The organism is Amycolatopsis sp. FU40, assembly GCF_021903635.1.
Lineage (GTDB): Bacteria > Actinomycetota > Actinomycetes > Mycobacteriales > Pseudonocardiaceae > Amycolatopsis > Amycolatopsis dendrobii.
Genome location: NZ_CP091381.1, coordinates 7102486 through 7119395 on the forward strand (window position 1 = coordinate 7102486; position 16910 = coordinate 7119395).

At 68.2% G+C, this 16910-nt stretch carries 16 protein-coding genes; 8 read left to right on the forward strand and 8 right to left on the reverse strand.

Annotated elements, in window-relative coordinates; genetic code table 11:
- Window position 1 precedes the first annotated feature (1 nt).
- Window positions 2-877, reverse strand: coding sequence for an aldo/keto reductase (locus tag L3Q65_RS33355; protein WP_220508479.1), 876 nt, complete (start codon window positions 875-877; stop codon window positions 2-4).
- 88 nt (window positions 878-965) lie between these two features.
- Between L3Q65_RS33355 and L3Q65_RS33360 the strand changes: the two genes are divergently transcribed.
- Window positions 966-1535, forward strand: a complete 570-nt coding sequence (locus L3Q65_RS33360; RefSeq protein WP_182895846.1) for a TetR/AcrR family transcriptional regulator — start codon at window positions 966-968, stop codon at window positions 1533-1535.
- Here L3Q65_RS33360 and L3Q65_RS33365 read toward each other — a convergent pair.
- From L3Q65_RS33365 to L3Q65_RS33385, 5 genes are all read right to left on the reverse strand, one after another.
- Window positions 1520-3340, reverse strand: coding sequence for a GAF domain-containing protein (locus tag L3Q65_RS33365; RefSeq protein WP_237597513.1), 1821 nt, complete (start codon window positions 3338-3340; stop codon window positions 1520-1522). The two genes, L3Q65_RS33360 and L3Q65_RS33365, sit on opposite strands and share 16 nt — an antisense overlap.
- The gene (locus L3Q65_RS33370) at window positions 3337-4644 is read right to left on the reverse strand and encodes an MFS transporter (RefSeq protein WP_237597514.1); all 1308 of its coding nucleotides are present in this window, start codon (window positions 4642-4644) and stop codon (window positions 3337-3339) included. The genes L3Q65_RS33365 and L3Q65_RS33370 overlap by 4 nt, the downstream gene beginning before the upstream one ends.
- A gap of 34 nt (window positions 4645-4678) precedes the next feature.
- On the reverse strand, window positions 4679-5428 hold the full coding sequence (locus L3Q65_RS33375) for a 3-hydroxybutyrate dehydrogenase (protein ID WP_182895849.1): 750 nt from the start codon (window positions 5426-5428) through the stop codon (window positions 4679-4681).
- Window positions 5429-5517: 89 nt separating this feature from the next.
- Entirely contained in the window at window positions 5518-6240 is a 723-nt protein-coding gene (locus tag L3Q65_RS33380) for an oxidoreductase (RefSeq protein ID WP_182895850.1), read from the reverse strand.
- On the reverse strand, window positions 6237-6734 hold the full coding sequence (locus L3Q65_RS33385) for a phosphoribosyltransferase (protein WP_116204936.1): 498 nt from the start codon (window positions 6732-6734) through the stop codon (window positions 6237-6239). The genes L3Q65_RS33380 and L3Q65_RS33385 overlap by 4 nt, the downstream gene beginning before the upstream one ends.
- Before the next feature lie 114 nt (window positions 6735-6848).
- On the opposite strand from L3Q65_RS33385, the gene L3Q65_RS33390 reads away from it, so the two are divergent.
- The 4 genes from L3Q65_RS33390 (at window position 6849) to L3Q65_RS33405 (ending at window position 11212) form a co-directional block, all read left to right on the forward strand.
- A complete protein-coding gene (locus tag L3Q65_RS33390; RefSeq protein WP_182895851.1) occupies window positions 6849-7427 on the forward strand; it encodes a GNAT family N-acetyltransferase in 579 nt (192 codons plus the stop codon).
- A gap of 118 nt (window positions 7428-7545) precedes the next feature.
- Window positions 7546-9525 (forward strand): acetate--CoA ligase, encoded by a 1980-nt coding sequence (gene acs, locus L3Q65_RS33395; protein ID WP_182895852.1) that lies wholly within the window; start codon window positions 7546-7548, stop codon window positions 9523-9525.
- 137 nt (window positions 9526-9662) lie between these two features.
- Window positions 9663-10181: a DUF6319 family protein gene (locus L3Q65_RS33400; protein WP_182895853.1), complete on the forward strand. Its 519-nt coding sequence runs from the start codon at window positions 9663-9665 to the stop codon at window positions 10179-10181.
- Window positions 10182-10489: 308 nt separating this feature from the next.
- Entirely contained in the window at window positions 10490-11212 is a 723-nt protein-coding gene (locus L3Q65_RS33405) for a VIT family protein (protein ID WP_182895854.1), read from the forward strand.
- A gap of 50 nt (window positions 11213-11262) precedes the next feature.
- Here the strand turns inward: L3Q65_RS33405 and L3Q65_RS33410 are convergent, their stop codons facing one another.
- A complete protein-coding gene (locus L3Q65_RS33410; protein WP_182895855.1) occupies window positions 11263-12720 on the reverse strand; it encodes a peptide MFS transporter in 1458 nt (485 codons plus the stop codon).
- Window positions 12721-13007: 287 nt separating this feature from the next.
- Between L3Q65_RS33410 and nhaA the strand changes: the two genes are divergently transcribed.
- Genes nhaA through L3Q65_RS33425 form a run of 3 tightly spaced genes read left to right on the forward strand, consistent with a single transcriptional unit; the run spans window position 13008 to window position 15688 of the window.
- Window positions 13008-14192 (forward strand): Na+/H+ antiporter NhaA, encoded by a 1185-nt coding sequence (gene nhaA / locus L3Q65_RS33415; protein WP_182895856.1) that lies wholly within the window; start codon window positions 13008-13010, stop codon window positions 14190-14192.
- Between the two features lie 59 nt (window positions 14193-14251).
- Entirely contained in the window at window positions 14252-14749 is a 498-nt protein-coding gene (locus L3Q65_RS33420) for a phage holin family protein (RefSeq protein WP_116204929.1), read from the forward strand.
- Between the two features lie 21 nt (window positions 14750-14770).
- Window positions 14771-15688, forward strand: a complete 918-nt coding sequence (locus L3Q65_RS33425; protein ID WP_237600975.1) for an alpha/beta fold hydrolase — start codon at window positions 14771-14773, stop codon at window positions 15686-15688.
- A 31-nt stretch (window positions 15689-15719) separates the two neighbouring features.
- On the opposite strand, the gene L3Q65_RS33430 is transcribed toward L3Q65_RS33425, so the two are convergent.
- Window positions 15720-16904, reverse strand: a complete 1185-nt coding sequence (locus tag L3Q65_RS33430; RefSeq protein WP_182895857.1) for a MarP family serine protease — start codon at window positions 16902-16904, stop codon at window positions 15720-15722.
- Between the last annotated feature and the right edge of the window lie 6 nt (window positions 16905-16910).

A 16910-nucleotide genomic window follows, 5' to 3' on the forward strand; every position in this document is an offset into this window, starting at 1 on the left:
GTCAGCCGAGCCGGTCCAGGGCAGCTACCGCTTCGGCGGGCAGCTGCACCTGGCCGGCGGCGAGGTTTTCGGCGAGGTGTGCCGGAGTCGCCGTGCCCGCGATCAGGAGCGTGCCCGCGTAGCGCTGCAGCAGCCAGGCCAGCGCGACCTGCGCCGGGGTAACGCCGAGTTCGGTCGCGACGGCGGTCACGACTGAATTGCCGCGCACGTCTTGGCCCAGCTCGAACGCGGAGCCCAGCGGGAAGTACGGCACCCAGGCGATCTCGTGTCCCCGGCACAGCTCCAGGACCGGCTCGGTGGCGCGGGCGAGCACGTTGTAGGAGTTCTGCACGCAGACGATCCCAACCGGCAGCGCGTGCCGGAGCTGGTCGGCGGACACGTTGCTGAGCCCGAGCGAGCGGATCTTTCCCGCGTCGCGCAGGGAAATCAGTTCGGCGAGCTGGTCGTCGATGTCGACGAGCTGGTCGCCTTCCGCGATCAGGCCGGGTCCGGCGTCAGCGCGGCGCAGGTTGACCACGTCGAGCTGGTCGACGCCGAGCGAGGCGAGGTTGGCCTCGACCTGCGCTCGAAGCTGCTCGGGCTGTTGCGCGAGCTGGAGCCCGTGCGGGGATTCCTCGGCGCCGACCTTGGTCACGACGACCAGGTCGTCCGGATAGGGCGAGAACGCCTCGCGGATCAGGTCGTTGCAGCGGCCGTCGCTGTAGAACTGGGCGGTGTCCAGGTGGTTCACGCCCGCGCTCGCCGCGTCGCGCAGCAGTTTTACCTGGTCAGCGCGGTCGGTTCCGGGGCGGCCGAGCTGCATCACGCCGTAGCCGATCCGCGCGACCTCGTGGCCGGCGAGCTTCGCGGTGCCGCCTGGAGCAGTGGTTGCCGTCATGAGGAAAGACTCCTGCCGTGGCATAGTGGAAGTTGATGCGGAGGCGCCTCCGTATCACCACCGTAGCAGAACCGGAGGACCCTCCGCTTTGTCGAGCGCCAAGAAACCGCGCGCGGACGCTGAACGCAACCGTCTGCGCCTGCTCACTGCTGCCCGCACAGCGTTCGGCGAAGGCGACGAGCCCGTGACGCTGGAGCGCGTCGCGCGCGAAGCGGGTGTCGGCATCGGAACGCTCTACCGGCACTTCCCTACTCGTGAAGCGCTGGTCGAGGCGCTCTACCGGGACGAGTTGGCGCAGGTCGTCGCGAGCGCGCCGAAGCTGCTTGAGAGCGAGAAGCCGCTTCGCGCGCTGCGTCGGTGGATGGACCGCTTCGCCGAGTACGCGGGCACGAAGCACGACATGGCCGACACACTGCGCGCGATCATCGAGGCGGGCACCGTCGACATGACGCAGGTCCGCGCGGAGTTGACTGAGGCCGTCCAGTTGATCATGGACGCTGGGGTGGCAGATGGGACGCTTCGGGCGGACGTTCGCGCACAGGACGTCGTGGTGACCGTGGTCGGAGCGTGCAGCATGCGGACGCTGCCGGACGGGCCTGAACAGCTGGACCGGATGCTCGACCTGATCCACGCCGGAATCCGTCAACCGCCGAGCTGATGCACGCGCAGCGCGAGCTGGATCTCCAGCGAGCGTTCCGGTTCGCGCCAATCCTCGCCCAGCAGCACCGCTAGACGTTCCATCCGCTGCGCGACCGTGTTGACGTGGACGTGCAGGGTTTCCTTTGCCCGCGCCAAATTCCCGCCAGCCGCGTAGTATGCGCGCAGCGTGCCGACAAGGTCGGTGCCGCGGCGAGCGTCGTAGTCGAGGACTGGGCCGAGTGTCGCGTGGACGTAGCCGGACAGGTCGGAATGCCTGCCGAGCAGAACGCCGAGGAACCCGAGGTCGGCCATCGCCGCGCCGTCGCCTTCGCGGCCTAGAGCCAGCAAAGTATTAACGCATCGAACAGCTTCATTGTATGCCTGCGCCAACGCTTCGGGACCGCTCGCCGGGCCAGCCGCGCCGACGGTCACCGGACAGTCCACAACGGACTTCAACTCGGCGGCGATCCGTGCTGCGGCAGGATGATCCGGGGCGAGCGCGACGACTTGCTCCGCGTGGACGCCGACCAGATCGCCGTATCGAGCACAGGCGGCAGCGAGCCCGCGTCGAGAAATTCCCGAAGCGTGCGCGACCAAAACCGTGTGCGGCGAAGACAAATCGACGCCCAACCGACGTGCGCGAGCGATCAAGGAGCCTGGGTTACGGGTCGGCGCGGTGAGCAGGTCGGTCAGCAATTCGCCGCGTACTTGATCCTCGGCTTGTGCCACGGAACGACGCAGCAGCAACAACAATGCCGTGACAACCGCGGCCCGTTCAAAGAGCCGACGGTCGTCCCCGGCTAGCTCGGGGCGTCCGGAAAGTGTCAGGCTGCCGAGCAATTCCCGGCCTGCCCGTACCGCACAAACCCAGACGTCCTTTGTAGACACCGCGCGGCCATTGGCGTGCGACGAAGCTACTGCGGCAGCGTCAAAAGCGACCGAGGTACCGGCCAGCAGCCCGCCTTCCTCGTCGTGCACAGCGATCGAGCCGCGCAGAACTCCGGCCACTTCTGCTGCCACCGCGGGCAAATCCGCGCCACCGAGCACGAGGTCCATGAGGCGGTCGTGGGCGTCGTCGGCCCGGCGCATCGTCGCGTTGGCTGCGTTCAGTTCCGCAGCGGCCGAGCGCGTTTCTTCCAGGAGGTGCGCGGTGTCCAAGGCGATCGCCGCGTGCGCGGCCAGCGACGAAAGCAGTGCGACCTCCGCCGTCGAGAACGCTCGCGACGACCGGTCGGACGCGTACAGCACGCCCAGCACTTTGCCGCCGATCGCCAGCGGTACGCCGAGGATCGCCTTCAAACCCTCCTCGCGGACGCCCGCGTCGATCGGGTTCGTGTGCCGGAACCGCTCGTCCTCGAAGTAGTCCGCGGTCGCGTACGGGCGCGCGGTCTGCGCTACGAGACCGCCGAGGCCCTCGCCCATTCCCAGCACAATTTGCTGGAACAGCGCGGAAACCGACCCGTCCGTGACCCGGATGTACGTCTCGCCGTTCGCCTCGTCGTTGAGGCTGAGGTACGAAACGTCCACGCCCAGCAACGTCCGGGCGCGCCGGACGATCGATCGCAGCACCGCGTCCGGGTCGCGCAGCCGGGCGAGGTCGCTCGCGGTGTCGAACAACGCGGTCAGCTCGGCTTCCCGCCGCCGGTGCTCGCTGAGCGTCTCGCGGATCCGCAACGCCAGCTCCGTCGCCGAACCGATCGCGGCGGACTGTTCCGCGGACAAGCCCCGGGCAGCGACATGCGCCAACTGCTCGCTGCTCGCTCCGGCGGCGAGCAGTTCGAGCAGCCGGCGATACGCCTCGGCAGTGGGGTCCACACCCGTCATGCTGTCATTGAAGCCTGCCGTTCGGCCGCCGTCTCGTGCAGCGACGCGCCGCGCGTCTCGCGGGCGGCGAGCAGCGCGACCAGCGACAACAAGCACATCGCGACCACGTAGACCGAAACCGGAACCGTCGAGTGGTACGCCTCGAACAGCGCCACCGCGATCAACGGCGCGACCGCACCGGCCGCGATGGACGACAGCTGGCCGCCGACCGAAAGCCCGGTGTAGCGCACCCGCGTCGGGAATTGTTCCGCGAAGAACGCCGCCTGCGGCCCGTACATCGCGCCGTGCACGACGAGGCCGATCACCGCCGCGCCGATCACCGAACCGGTCGTGCGCAGGTCGAGCAGCCAGAAGAAGCCGAACGACCAGGCTGCCATCCCGACGACGCCGAACAGGTACACCGGCTTCCGCCCGATCCTGTCGGAAAGCAAGCCCCACAAGGGAATCGTCACGAAGTGCACGGCCGACGCGACGAGCACCGCGGTCAGGCCGGTCGCCTTCGGCAGGCCGAGCCCGGTGGTCACGTACACGAGGATGAACGCGGTGATCACGTAGTAGGACACGTTTTCCGCGATGCGCGCGCCGAACGTCACCGCCAGCGCACGGAAGTGTCCGCGGAAGACGTCGACGATCGGCGCCTGCGCACGCTCGTCCGCGGCGGCTTTCGCCGCGATGAACACCGGCGATTCCGAAACCGCCAGCCGGATCCACAGGCCGAGCACGACCAGCACACCCGACAGCAGGAACGGAATCCGCCAGCCCCAAGCTTGGAAAGTCGCGTCCGACTGCGCCGACGCCAGGATCGCGAGCACCGCCGTGGCCAGCAGGTTTCCAGCCGGAACGCCGGTCTGCGGCCACGACGCCCAGAACCCGCGCCACCGGTCGTCGCCGTGCTCGGACACCAGCAGCACCGCGCCGCCCCACTCGCCGCCGAGTGCGAAGCCCTGGATCAGCCGCAGCAGCGTCAGCAGCACCGGCGCGAGCGCGCCGACCGCGCTGTACGTGGGCAGCAAGCCCATCGCGAAGGTCGAGCCGCCCATCATCAACAGGCTCACGACCAGCAGTTTCTTACGCCCGATCCGATCGCCGAAGTGCCCGAACACGAGCCCGCCGATCGGCCGCGCGAGGAAGCCGACCGCGTAGGTGAGCAACGCCAGCAGGGTGCCGGTGAGCGGATCGGCGGTCGGGAAGAACAGCTTGTTGAAGACCAGCGCGGCGGCCGAGGTGTAGAGGAAGAAGTCGTACCACTCGATGGTGGTTCCGATCAGCCCGGCTCCGACGACGCGCAGCAGCTTTTTGTCCATAGTGGACTCCACTCCGTTGTGGGGAAAGGGGATTTCAGCCAGCGGTCCAGCCGCCGTCAACGGGAAGCGACGCACCGGTGACGTGTCCGGCGGACTCGCCGCACAGCCACACCACGAGCTCGGCGACGTCGGAGGGTTCGATCAATCGCTTGATCGCGGCCCGGCGCAGCAAAACCTGTTCGAGCACTTCCTCCGGCGGCACCCCGTGCTCGGCCGCCTGCGCTGCAAGCTGACCGGTGACGAGCGGCGTGCGAACGTAGCCGGGGTTCACGCAATTGCTGGTCACGCCATGCTCCGCACCTTCCAGAGCGGCCACTTTGGACAGTCCCTCGAGCGCGTGTTTCGCCGTGACGTAAGCGGCTTTGTACGGACTCGCCCGCACGCCGTGCACGCTGGACATGTTCACGATCCGTCCCCAGCCGCGCGCGTACATCGCCGGCAGGCACTGGCGGATCAGCAAAAACGGCGCGGTCACCATCAACGACTGGATGAAGGCGAACCGCTCCGCCGGGAATTCCGGCAACGGCGCGACGTGCTGCACGCCCGCGTTGTTGACGAGCACATCGACGTCCGCGGGCAGAGTCGCCAGCGCCGCCGGGTCGGTCAGGTCCACCACGTGCGCCTGTCCGCCGACCTCAGCCGCAGCCGCCTCCGCCCCGGCGACGTCCACGACGTGCACCTTGGCCCCGGCCGCGCCGAACGCCCGCACGCAGGCCAGCCCGATGCCACTGCCGCCGCCGGTCACCAGCGCGGTGCGTCCGGCGAGGGAACTGTCACTGGTCATGGCCGGAAACAGTAAGTCGCTCCGACCTGGGCGACCATGGCTCAATCGACCACAGAATGCCGTTCGACAGTGTGGTCAGGCCACACACGTCAGCCAGCGGCCGACGAGATGCTCCGCGCCTCGCTCGCCCCGGCTTCGAAGGACTCGCAGCAGAAGAGCAGCCACTCGCGCACGCCGTCGACGGTCCCGCCGGCGAACCCCTGCGCGAGCTCGACGTACCGCGGAACGCGCCGGAAGTACGCGACCTCCGGCACCGTCAACGCCTTCGGATCAAGGCCGGTCGCGACCATCGACAGCCGCGCCGCCGCTCGGGCGACCACTCCGTCCGCCGAACCGAACGGGGCCAGCGCGAGAAGTTCGCCGTGCACGACCGCGGTCAGCACCGGTCCCGGCACGGAAGTCGCCCCGGTGACGAGCTGAGCCAGCAACTCCAGCCGCTCGCCACCGCGCTGCGGACGGCCGAGCTGATCCGGATCGGACACCACGTCGGACGCGGCCAGCAAATGCAGCCGGGCCACTGTCTGCAACGGAGCCCGCCGCCAGGTCGGCAGCAACGACTCCAGCTTTTCCGCGACCCGCAACGCCCCGGCGAGCAGCGGGTCGGTCACCGAACCGTCTTCCGGCAACTCGGGATTGGCCCCGTCGATCCCCGCCGAAGCCCGTGCGGCACGAACCGAAGCCTCAGCCGCGGTCTCCGCCCCGCCGCGCAGGTTCGCGGGCAGCCGGTGCACGGCGAAGATCGCGTCCTGCGCGGCTTTGGCGGCCGCGGCGACGCCGTCCAGCTCCAGCAGCGGCTTCAGCGGATCACTCACGCGTCGAGCACCTGCCCCGCTCGCTCCACGACGGGAGGCAGCACCGACCACGGGAAGTTGATCCACCGGTCGGTCCGCTTCCACACGTACTCGCACTTCACCGTCGAAGCGGGCTTCTCGTAAACCACCGCGCACCGCACGTCCGCGACGTGGTCGGCGCAGAAGTCCCGGACCAGCTTGAGCGTCGCCCCGGTGTCCGCGACGTCGTCGGCGACCAGCACCTTCTTGTGTGTGAGATCCACCACGTTGGGCACCGGCGGCAGCATGACCGGAAGGTCGAGCCGCTGGTCGACGCCGGTGTAGAACTCGACGTTCATCACGTGCAGGTTCTTCACGTCGAGCGCGTACCCGAGCGCGCCCGCGACGAACAGCCCGCCGCGCGCGATAGAGAGGATGAGGTCGGGGACGAACCCGTCCGCGGCCACCTCCTGTGCCAGTTCCCGGCTCGCCGAACCGAACAACTCCCAGGTGAGGTTTTCTCGCTCCTCGGCCATGCGCGCTCTCTTTCTCCGGGTGGTCCAGGGAGCATAAGCGGCCGAATAGTGGACTGCTGAAATGACCGGTAAATGGCACTTCGACACAGCCACTTGCCGCCGTAGCGTGAGCCCGTGACCTGGAGCGAGCACCCCATTCTGTCCGGCCGCCACGTACGGCTCGAACCCCTCACGCCCGAGCACGCCCCCGGCCTGCTGGAGGCGGGAGCCGACCCGGGCATCTGGGCCTGGCTGAGCGTCCGTCAGCCCGCCGACCTCGGCGAAGCCGAGACGATGGTGAAGGACGCGCTCGCCGACCCGGACCGCCGCCCGTGGGCGCAGATCGACGTCGCGTCCGGCCGCGTCGCCGGGACGACTTCTTATTACCAGGTAGTAGCGAAGCACCGGATCCTCTCGATCGGGCACACCTGGATCGGCGCGGAATTCCAGCGCACCGCGCTCAACACCGAGGCCAAATTCCTCCTGCTGCGCAACGCCTTCGAGGACTGGGGAGCCCAGCGCGTCGCGTGGGAAACCGACAACCGCAACCTCCGTTCGCAACGCGCCATCGAACGGCTCGGCGCGCTGCGCGAAGGGGTGCTGCGGGCGCACCGGATCCGTCCGGACGGCACTACCCGCGACACGGTGCTCTACTCGATGACGGACGCCGAGTGGCCGGGCGCCCGTGCCCGGCTGCTCGCCCGCCTCGGCTGAGCCTCGCCGCACATCGCTTGGCGCTGTGCGCGCAACGTGGCTGCAACCTTGTCGTAGGCGGACTAACGTCGCTAGCGTTCCCTGAGCCGCGGGTTCGCACTACAGGAGGCTTTGCACCATGACCGAGCAGTCCCCAGCGTTGGACAACCTGCTCACCGAGAGCCGCACGTTTCCTCCCAGCGAAGAGTTCGCTGGTCAGGCGAACGCGAAGGCCGATTTGTATGCGACGGCGGATGCTGACCGGGAGCAGTTCTGGGCCGGGCAGGCGGAGCGGCTGTCGTGGGACACGAAGTGGTCCCAGGTATTGGACTGGACCAATGCGCCGTTCGCGAAGTGGTTCGTGGGCGGGAAACTGAACGTCGCGTACAACTGCGTGGACCGGCACGTCGAGTCCGGCCACGGGGACCAGGTCGCGATCCACTGGGTCGGCGAACCGGGCGACACCCGCGACATCACCTACTCGCAGCTGAAGGACGAGGTCTCGAAGGCCGCGAACGCGCTGTCGTCGCTGGGCGTCGTGGCCGGGGACGTCGTCGCGATCCAGCTGCAGATGGTGCCCGAGGCGATTTTCGCGATGCTGGCGTGCGCGCGGATCGGCGCCCTGCACAGCGTGGTGTTCGGCGGTTTCTCGCCGACGGCGCTGCGCGCGCGGGTGGACGACGCGGCGGCGAAGATCGTGATCACCTCGGACGGCCAGTACCGCCGCGGCAAGGCCGCGCCGATGAAGGCGAACGTCGACGAAGCCTTGCAGGGCGCGGAAACCGTGCAGAAGGTCATCGTCGTCCGGCGCACCGGCAGCGACCTCGAGGGCGAGACGCCGTGGACCGAGGGCCGCGACCTGTGGTGGCACGAACTGGTCGACGGACAGTCCACTGAGCACAAGCCGGAAGCGTTCGATTCCGAGCACCCGCTGTTCATCCTGTACACCTCGGGAACCACGGGTAAGCCGAAGGGCATTCTGCACACTTCGGGCGGCTACCTGACCCAGACCGCGTACACCCACAATGTCGTGTTCGACCACAAGCCGGGCGAAGACGTCTATTGGTGCACCGCCGACATCGGCTGGATCACCGGCCACTCGTACATCGTGTACGGGCCGCTGGCGAACCGCGTGACCCAGGTCGTCTACGAAGGCACGCCGAACACCCCGCACGAGGGCAGGCACTGGGAAATCATCCAGAAGTACAAGGTCTCGATCTACTACACCGCGCCGACGCTGATCCGCACCTTCATGAAGTGGGGCGAGGACATCCCGGCGAAGTACGACCTGTCGTCGCTGCGGGTCCTCGGCAGCGTGGGCGAGCCGATCAACCCCGAGGCCTGGATCTGGTACCGCGACAAGATCGGCGCGAACAAGACGCCGGTCGTCGACACGTGGTGGCAGACCGAAACCGGCGCGATCATGATCTCGCCGCTGCCCGGCGTCACCGCCGCCAAGCCGGGTTCCGCGCAGCGCGCGCTGCCGGGCATCTCGGCGAAGGTCGTCGACGACACCGGCGCCGAGGTCCCGCACGGCGGCGGCGGATACCTGGTGCTGGACAAGCCGTGGCCGTCCATGCTGCGCGGCGTGTGGGGCGACGACGAGCGCTTCCGCGACACCTACTGGTCCCGGTTCTCCGAGCAGGGCTACTACTTCGCGGGCGACGGCGCGAAGTACGACGAGGACGGCGACATCTGGCTGCTCGGCCGCGTGGACGACGTGATGAACGTGTCCGGGCACCGGATCTCCACCACCGAGGTCGAGTCCGCGCTCGTGTCGCACCCGACGGTCGCCGAAGCCGCGGTCGTCGGCGCGACCGACCCGACCACCGGACAGGGCATCGTCGCGTTCGTGATCCTGCGCGGCAACGCCGTGGACGGCGGGGACGACGCGGTGCAGGAGCTGCGCAACCACGTCGCGAAGGAGATCGGGCCGATCGCGAAGCCGCGCCAGATCATGGTCGTGGCCGAACTGCCGAAGACCCGCTCCGGCAAGATCATGCGCCGGCTGCTGCGCGACGTCGCGGAGAACCGCCAGATCGGCGACGTCACCACGCTCGCCGACTCGTCGGTCATGGACCTGATCTCCTCCGGACTGAACTCCGGCAAGGAGGAGTAAGTTCTTCACCGTCAGGAAGGGGCTCTCCCGGCTGGGAGGGTCCCTTCCTGCATTGATCCCCCAGAAGTGCGGGCATCGAACGCATGTTCTAAGATGCCCGCGTACCCAACCCAGATCCGGGCAAGGAGACGACACGAATGTCCGTGGAAGCCTTGACGCACGACGAGGACACTGCGGCCGGGCCGGCGGCGGCGTCATCGCCGCAGGCCGCCGGCACCCCGGAGGCCCCGGAAGTCGCCGAGCCCACTGCCGCTCCCGAGTCTTCGGACTCCGCCACCGCGGACGCCCCGAAGCCGGCGTCGGAGTCCACTGAGGAGACCCCGGCCGTCGAGTCGCCGAAGCCGAAGCGCGGCCGCCCGAAGGCCGCGGCGTCGACGGCGAAGAAGACCCGCACCGTGGAGCTGACGCTCACCGTCACCGGCACCGCGGACGGCGAGTGGCAGGCCGAGCTGAAGAACGGCGCCAAGTGGGTCGCGAAGGGCCTGGCCGTCCCGGCCGCGGCGGTTTCGCGGGCAGCGAAGGAACTGCACGACGACCTGTCCGGCCCGATCGACGAGGTCATCAACGCCGCCCGCGAGGCGCAGGCCGCGAAGGTCGCGCAGTTGGAGGCCGAACTGGAAGCCGCGAAGGCGGCACTGGCCGAACTCGACAACTGAGCCAGACCCGGTTCGCCCGGGTCCGGTGTCCACTGTGGCGCCGGACCCGGGCGTTCGTCGTTTCAAGCCCACGCCGCGGCTCCGTTCCGCAGACGCGCCTCAACGACACCCGCAGCGCCGCCTTAACGCCCGGGTAGTGGCCCCTGGCGCCCTCGATGGGCCCGCACGGACTTCCGCATCGCCTGCCCAGACCCGGCTATTCGCCCGGTCAGGCAAGGCACAATTCATTGAGGATTGCCTTTCTTAACCGAATTCCTGAACTCCGGGAAAATGTCGCGCGGAAACAATTTCCGTGATTCACTGAAGCGGTGACCGAAACGATGGGCGACGCGGTGCACGCGCACGAACCGCACGACGACGTCGGCGGCAAGCTGAACTGGCTGCGCGCCGGGGTTCTCGGCGCGAACGACGGGATCGTGTCCGTCGCGGGCATCGTCGTGGGCGTCGCCGGAGCCACCACCGACAGCACCACGATCCTCACCGCCGGAATTGCCGGGCTCGTCGCGGGCGCGTTTTCCATGGCGGGCGGGGAATATGTGAGCGTGAGCACCCAGCGCGACACCGAACGAGCGCTGCTGCGGCTCGAGAAGCACGAACTGAAAACGATGCCCGAAGCCGAGGAACGCGAACTCGCGCAGATCTACGAGGACAAGGGCCTCTCCCCGGAGCTGGCGAAGCAGGTCGCGCGCGAGCTGACCGAAAAGGACCCGCTGCAGGCGCATGCGGAGGCCGAACTCGGCATCGATCCGGACAACCTGACCAGCCCGTGGCAGGCGGCGTGGGCCTCGCTGCTGGCGTTCTCCGTCGGCGCGCTGCTGCCGTTGCTGGCGATCGCCTGGACGTCGGTCGGCGTCCGGGTCTGGGCGTGCGCGCTGGCGGTGGTCGTCGGCCTCACGCTCACCGGTTTCGTGAGCGCGAGGCTCGGCAACGCGCAGGTGGGGCGCGCGATCGTCCGAAACGTCGGCGTCGGCGCCCTCACCATGCTCGTCACTTACTTCGTCGGAGTGCTTTTCGGCACCACAGTGGGTTAGTGCCCCGGACCCCGCCCCGCCACCACCCTCAACGGAGCGGCTGCGCCGCGCTAGTGCACCCCTCGCATCAGCTTGCGGATGAACGGGATCAGCGCGAGCAGCACCACGCCGACCACGATCGCGGTGCCGCCGATGATGCTGAAGTACGGCACCTCGTCCTTGGGGTCATAGGACTGCGCGAGCTTGCCCGACATCGCCGTGCCCAGCGAAACCGACAAGAAGTTCAGCGCCACCATCTGCGTCCGGAACGCCTCCGGCGCGAGCTTCGTCGACAGCGAAAGCCCGACCGGCGACAGCATCAGCTCAGCGATCGTGAACACCAGCAGGATGCCGGCCAGCGCGATCAGCGGGCTGCCGTTCGTGCCGGTGTGCGCCATCGGCAGGAACAGCAGGAACGCCGCGCCCATGAGCACCGTGCCGAGCACGAACTTCATCGGCGTCGACGGCTGTTTCGGGCCGAGCTTCGTCCAGATCGCCGCGACGATCGGGGCGAACACGATGATGAACACCGGGTTGATCGAGTTGACCCAGGACACCGGCATCGTCCAGCCGAACAGGTCGCGGTCGAGCCGCTGGTCGCTGTAGACCGAGACGACCGTCGCCTGCTGCTGGTAAAGCGAGAAGAACGCGGCGCTCGCGATGTACATCGGGATGAACGACAGCACCCGGCTGCGCTCGTCCGAGGTGATCTTCTTGCTGGCCAGGATCGCGACGAAGTACACCACCGAGATCGCGACGACCACGTAGACCACGACGTCGGCGAGGTTGTCCGGGGTGACCACGCCGGACATGATCAGCGCGACGACCGCGGCGATGATCACCACGGCCACGCCGATCACGAGCGCGCGCTGCGAGGACGGAAGCGGGTTCGGCACCTCGGACGCCTTCGCGCCGAGATTCTTCCGCCCGATCGTGTACTGGATCAGCCCGAGCGCCATGCCGATCGCGGCGAGGCCGAAGCCGAGGTGGAAGCCGCCGTTCTGCTGGGCGAGCCCGGTCAGCAGCGGGCCGATGAACCCGCCGATGTTGACGCCCATGTAGAAGATCGTGAATCCGGCGTCGCGCCGCTCGTCGCCCTCGGCGTACAGCGTGCCGACCACCGAGGTCGCGTTGCCCTTGAGCCCGCCGGACCCGAGTGCGACGCACGCGAGACCGACGCCGACGCCGGTCAGTCCGGGCAGCACCGCGAGCGCGATGTGCCCGATCATCACCACGATGGCGCTGTAGAACAGCGTGCGTTCAGAGCCGAGCAGCCGGTCGGCGATCCACGCGCCGACGACCGTGGCGAGGTAGACCGTGCCGCCGTACGCGCCGACGATGCCGAGCGCGGCGCTCTGGTCGATCCCGAGGCCGCCCTTGTCGGCCTGGTAGTAGAGGTAGATGGCGAGGATGCCCTGCATCCCGTAGAAGGAGAAGCGCTCCCACATCTCCACGCCGAAGAGGTTCGCCAACCCCCTCGGGTGCCCGAAAAATCTGGTGTCGGCCTGGGCGTCGATAGGGGTGCTCACTACTGCCTCGTCCCTGTATTCAACATCGTTGTCGTTCTCTCCTCGCATGCTAGAAGGCGAACAGGTGAACGAAAAACCGGCGTCAGTATGGACTAGACAACTTGCCCGCCGCGACGGGCTGACCTGCGTTTGCGCGCGGCGCGGGCAGATGCGAGCGTCATCGGGCAGTCCCGGGTTGCCGTTCGTCACAACGGCCGGTAATCGGCGACTGCGGACGGTAAACTGGACATCGGTGTGCCGGGAAGTCTGGTCGGCGGGAGAGCCGCCGTCCCCACAAGGAGTTTTTCGTGACCCCAGCCCGCGCCGTCGCCGAATTCGCCCGTTTCCTCCGCACTGAGACGACCGGCGGGCTGATCCTGCTCGGAGCCACCGCGGTCGCGCTGGTCTGGGCCAACTCGCCGCTCGCGCCGGCTTACGAGGCGCTGCGCGACTTCCGGATCGGCCCGGAGTTCCTGCACCTCAACCTCACCCTCGGCGACTGGGCGAAGGACGGCCTGCTCGCGTTGTTCTTCTTCGTCGCGGGGCTTGAGCTCAAACGAGAACTGGTGGTCGGCGAGCTGTCCCGGTGGCGGCAGGCGGTGCTGCCGGTGATCGCCGCGATCGGCGGGATGGTCGTTCCCGCGGTGCTCGCGCTGGCGGTCGCCTGGGGCACGCCGGGCGTCGACCGGGCGTGGGCGATCCCGGTGGCCACGGACATCGCGTTCGCGCTCGGCGTGCTCGCGCTGACCGCCTCGAACCTGCCCAGCAGCGCGCGGGTGTTCCTGCTTTCCCTTGCCGTGGTGGACGACCTCGGCGCGATTCTCGTCATCGCGATCCTCTTCACCAGCAGTTTCAACCTGATCGCGGCGGCGGTCGCGGTGGTCGCGCTCGGGCTTTACGCCTTCTTGCAGCACAAGCGCGTCCGCACGCCGTGGCTGTACGTGCCGATCGCGCTGATCACCTGGGTCGCGGTGCATTCGGCGGGCATCCACGCGACGATCGCCGGCGTCGCGCTCGGGCTGCTCACTCGCGTCCGCGAGGACGAGGGCGAGGAAGAAGCACCCGCGGTCCGGCTCGAACACCGCTTGCAGCCGTGGTCAGCGGCGGTGGCGGTGCCGGTGTTCGCCTTGTTCGCCGCGGGGATCTCGGTGAACGGCGACGCGCTGTCGACGGTTTTCACCACCGCGTTGCCGCTGGCTGTCCTCATCGGACTGGTCGTCGGGAAGTTCGTCGGCATCTTCGGGGCGAGTCTGCTGGCAGTGAAGCTGCACGTGGCGGAAAAGCCCAGCGGAATGAGCTGGCGAGACGTGGCCGCGCTGTCCGTACTCGGCGGTGTCGGGTTCACCGTCAGCCTGCTGATCGCCGAACTCGCACTGCCCGGCGAAGCGGCTGAAGTGGCCAAAGCGGCGGTCTTGATCGCTTCGGCGATCGCCTCGCTGGCGGCGGCCTTGCTGCTCTTGCGGCGCAGCCGGGTACACGCGAAGGCGGCTTGATCCCGACACTCCCGCCGGTCCGTCGCGCCTCGCCTACGGTCACGTGGCACGATGACCCAGTGAGCAGCCCCAAACACGAGCGCACCAGCCCCGACGGCGTGGGGGCCGTGCCGTACCTGCCCCTGTCCAGCGACGAGGAAGCCGCGGCGAGCGAGCAGTCCATCGGCAAGCTCGTCGGCGACGCCACCCAGCACCTGTCGACGCTGGTCCGCGCCGAAATCGAGCTGGCGAAAGCCGAGCTGGCGCAGGAAGCGAAGAAGGCGCTCAAGGGGACAGTCTTCTTCCTGATCGCCCTCACCGTCTTTCTGTACAGCACCTTCTTCCTGTTCCTGCTGATCGCCGAGGGCCTGTCGGACTGGTGGGGCATCCGCTGGCCCGCGTTCGCGACGGTGTTCGGCCTGATGCTGGTCACCGTGGGCGCGACGGCGTTCCTCGGCTGGCGCAAGGTGAAGAAGCTGCGCGCGCCGGAACGCACGATCAGCAGCGTCAAGGAGACAGCCGAGGCGTTCAAGCGCAAGCCGGCCGAAGACGACGACCTGCCCTCGACGCAGGGCTGACGCCAGCCCTCGCGCGCGGTGGTGGAGCTGACGCCGGACCCGTCGAGCGTGCGGGTCGACGGCCCGTGGACGCATCGCGACGTCTCGGCCAACGGCATCCGCCTGCACGTAGCCGAATGCGGCGAAGGCCCATTAGTGCTGCTCCTGCATGGGTTCGCGGGTTTCTGGTGGACCTGGCGACACCAGCTGCCCGCACTGGCCGACGCGGGTTTCCGCGCGGTAGCGGTAGATCTGCGCGGCTACGGCGACTCGGACAAACCCCCGCGCGGCTACGACGCCTGGACCCTGGCGGGTGACATCGGCGGCCTGATCAAGACCCTGGGCGCCCGCCGGGCGCACCTGGTCGGCCACGCCTGGGGCGGCATGCTCGCCTGGACAGTCGCGGCTCTGCACCCGCGTCTCGTGTCCTCGGTGACCGCGATCGGCGCCGCGCACCCGCTGGCGTTCAAGTCGGCGGTGAAGCGCACCAGCAGCCAGATCCGCGCAGTCGGCCACCTCTTCCGTTTCCAGGTACCGATGGCCCCGGAGAAATGGCTGGTCCGCGACAACGCGGCAGCGGTAGAAGAACTGTTCGCGAAATGGTCCGGCGAGACCTGGCGATCCTCTTCGGACTTCACCGAGACGATGCCGCCGTTCCGCCAAGCCATGCTGGTCCCAGGCGTCGCCCACTCCGCGTTGGAGTACTACCGCTGGGCCTTCCGCGCCCAGTTCCGAGGCGAAGGCAGGCGCTTCACCGACGCCGTCGACGGCCGCATCACCGCCCCCGTACTGCAACTACACGGCGCGGACGACACCTGCATTCTCCCGGAAACCGCCTTGGCGTCAGTCCACTGGGCAGGCCCCCACAGCGAACCGAAAATCTGGCCAGGCATCGGCCACTTCCCCCACCTGGAAGACCCAGAGCGAGTCACCAAGTCCGTTGTGGACTTCGTCCGCTAACCGCTCGGGCAGAGGTACCGCAGCCGGACCGTCAGTTCGCGCAAGCTCCCGTAGCAACCCGCTCAGTCTGCGACGGAGCAGCGTCAACCGCACTGCGCACCTGATCCGCGGTCAACGTGAACCCAGTATCCGGATCCTCAACCGCAGCCCCGAAAACCACCCCGATGACATCCCCATCAGGCGTGATCATCGGCCCTCCGGAGTTCCCGCTCCGCACGGTTCCCCGAACAGTAAACACATCCCGCTGCACAGTATTAGCGTCATAAATATCCGGCCCGCGCAGGTTGATCCGCCCTCGAACCCGAGCCGGAGTAGCCGTATAAGGCCCGTCCAACGGATACCCCAACACCACGGCGTTATCCCCAGCCCGAGCAGTCTGCGGCGCGAACGGCAACACCGGCGCCCGCAACCCCGGCACCGCCAACACCGCAACATCGACCTCCGGATTGAAATACACAACCCGAGCCCGGTAGTCCCCCGAGGTCGACTCGATCCCGACCTCGTCAGTCCCCGCCACCACATGCGCGTTAGTCATCACCCGCTGAGGCGCAACGACAAACCCGCTACCCTCAAGCGCCCGGGAACAAGAAGGCGCATTCCCCCGAATCTTCACCACACTCGGATGCACCCGCTTGGCCACAGCCGACACATTCAACGAAGTATCCGGCGGCGGCGTATCCGCCGAAGGAGCTTTCTCAAACGGCGACAACGCAGACGGAAACCCGGACGCGTCAAGCAACTTCCGCAAGTCACTGGGAAGCCCCTGCGCCTCGGCGGGCATCAAGTCATTGACCTCGCCCAGCACCACCGACGAATTGATCGACTTAGCCAGCCCAGGAATCGCCGAAACCGTAGTCAACGGATTCGCGACCAGCCAGGCGACCACGAACACCGCAGCCGCCTGCAAGATCGCCCCGAGCGTCTTGTCGATGCCGGAAAGCTTGTCCGGATTGATCTTCTGCCGCAGCTTCCGCCCGACCCACACGCCGAGCGTCTCGCCGAGCACGATCAGGAACACGACCACAGCGAACGCGAAAGCCACCTTCGCGACCGGACTGTCGAAGAGACTGATCACGAACGGCGCCAGCTTCACCCCGGCCACCGCGCCCAGCGCGACGCCCACGAGCGCGGGCAGCGCGACGATCACGCCTTGGAACGCGCCGGAAACCGCCGCCATGACCGCGAGCAGCAGGACGACGACATCGACCCAGTTCACCGCGCC

Excerpts from the sequence above, each read along its gene's own strand:
- L3Q65_RS33355 (WP_220508479.1), bottom strand. The coding sequence starts at position 877 with ATGACGGCAACCACTGCTCCAGGCGGCACCGCGAAGCTCGCCGGCCAC.
- L3Q65_RS33365 (WP_237597513.1), bottom strand. The coding sequence starts at position 3,340 with ATGACGGGTGTGGACCCCACTGCCGAGGCGTATCGCCGGCTGCTCGAA.
- L3Q65_RS33370 (WP_237597514.1), bottom strand. The coding sequence starts at position 4,644 with ATGGACAAAAAGCTGCTGCGCGTCGTCGGAGCCGGGCTGATCGGAACC.
- L3Q65_RS33375 (WP_182895849.1), bottom strand. The coding sequence starts at position 5,428 with ATGACCAGTGACAGTTCCCTCGCCGGACGCACCGCGCTGGTGACCGGC.
- L3Q65_RS33385 (WP_116204936.1), bottom strand. The coding sequence starts at position 6,734 with ATGGCCGAGGAGCGAGAAAACCTCACCTGGGAGTTGTTCGGTTCGGCG.
- acs (WP_182895852.1), top strand. The coding sequence starts at position 7,546 with ATGACCGAGCAGTCCCCAGCGTTGGACAACCTGCTCACCGAGAGCCGC.
- L3Q65_RS33400 (WP_182895853.1), top strand. The coding sequence starts at position 9,663 with ATGTCCGTGGAAGCCTTGACGCACGACGAGGACACTGCGGCCGGGCCG.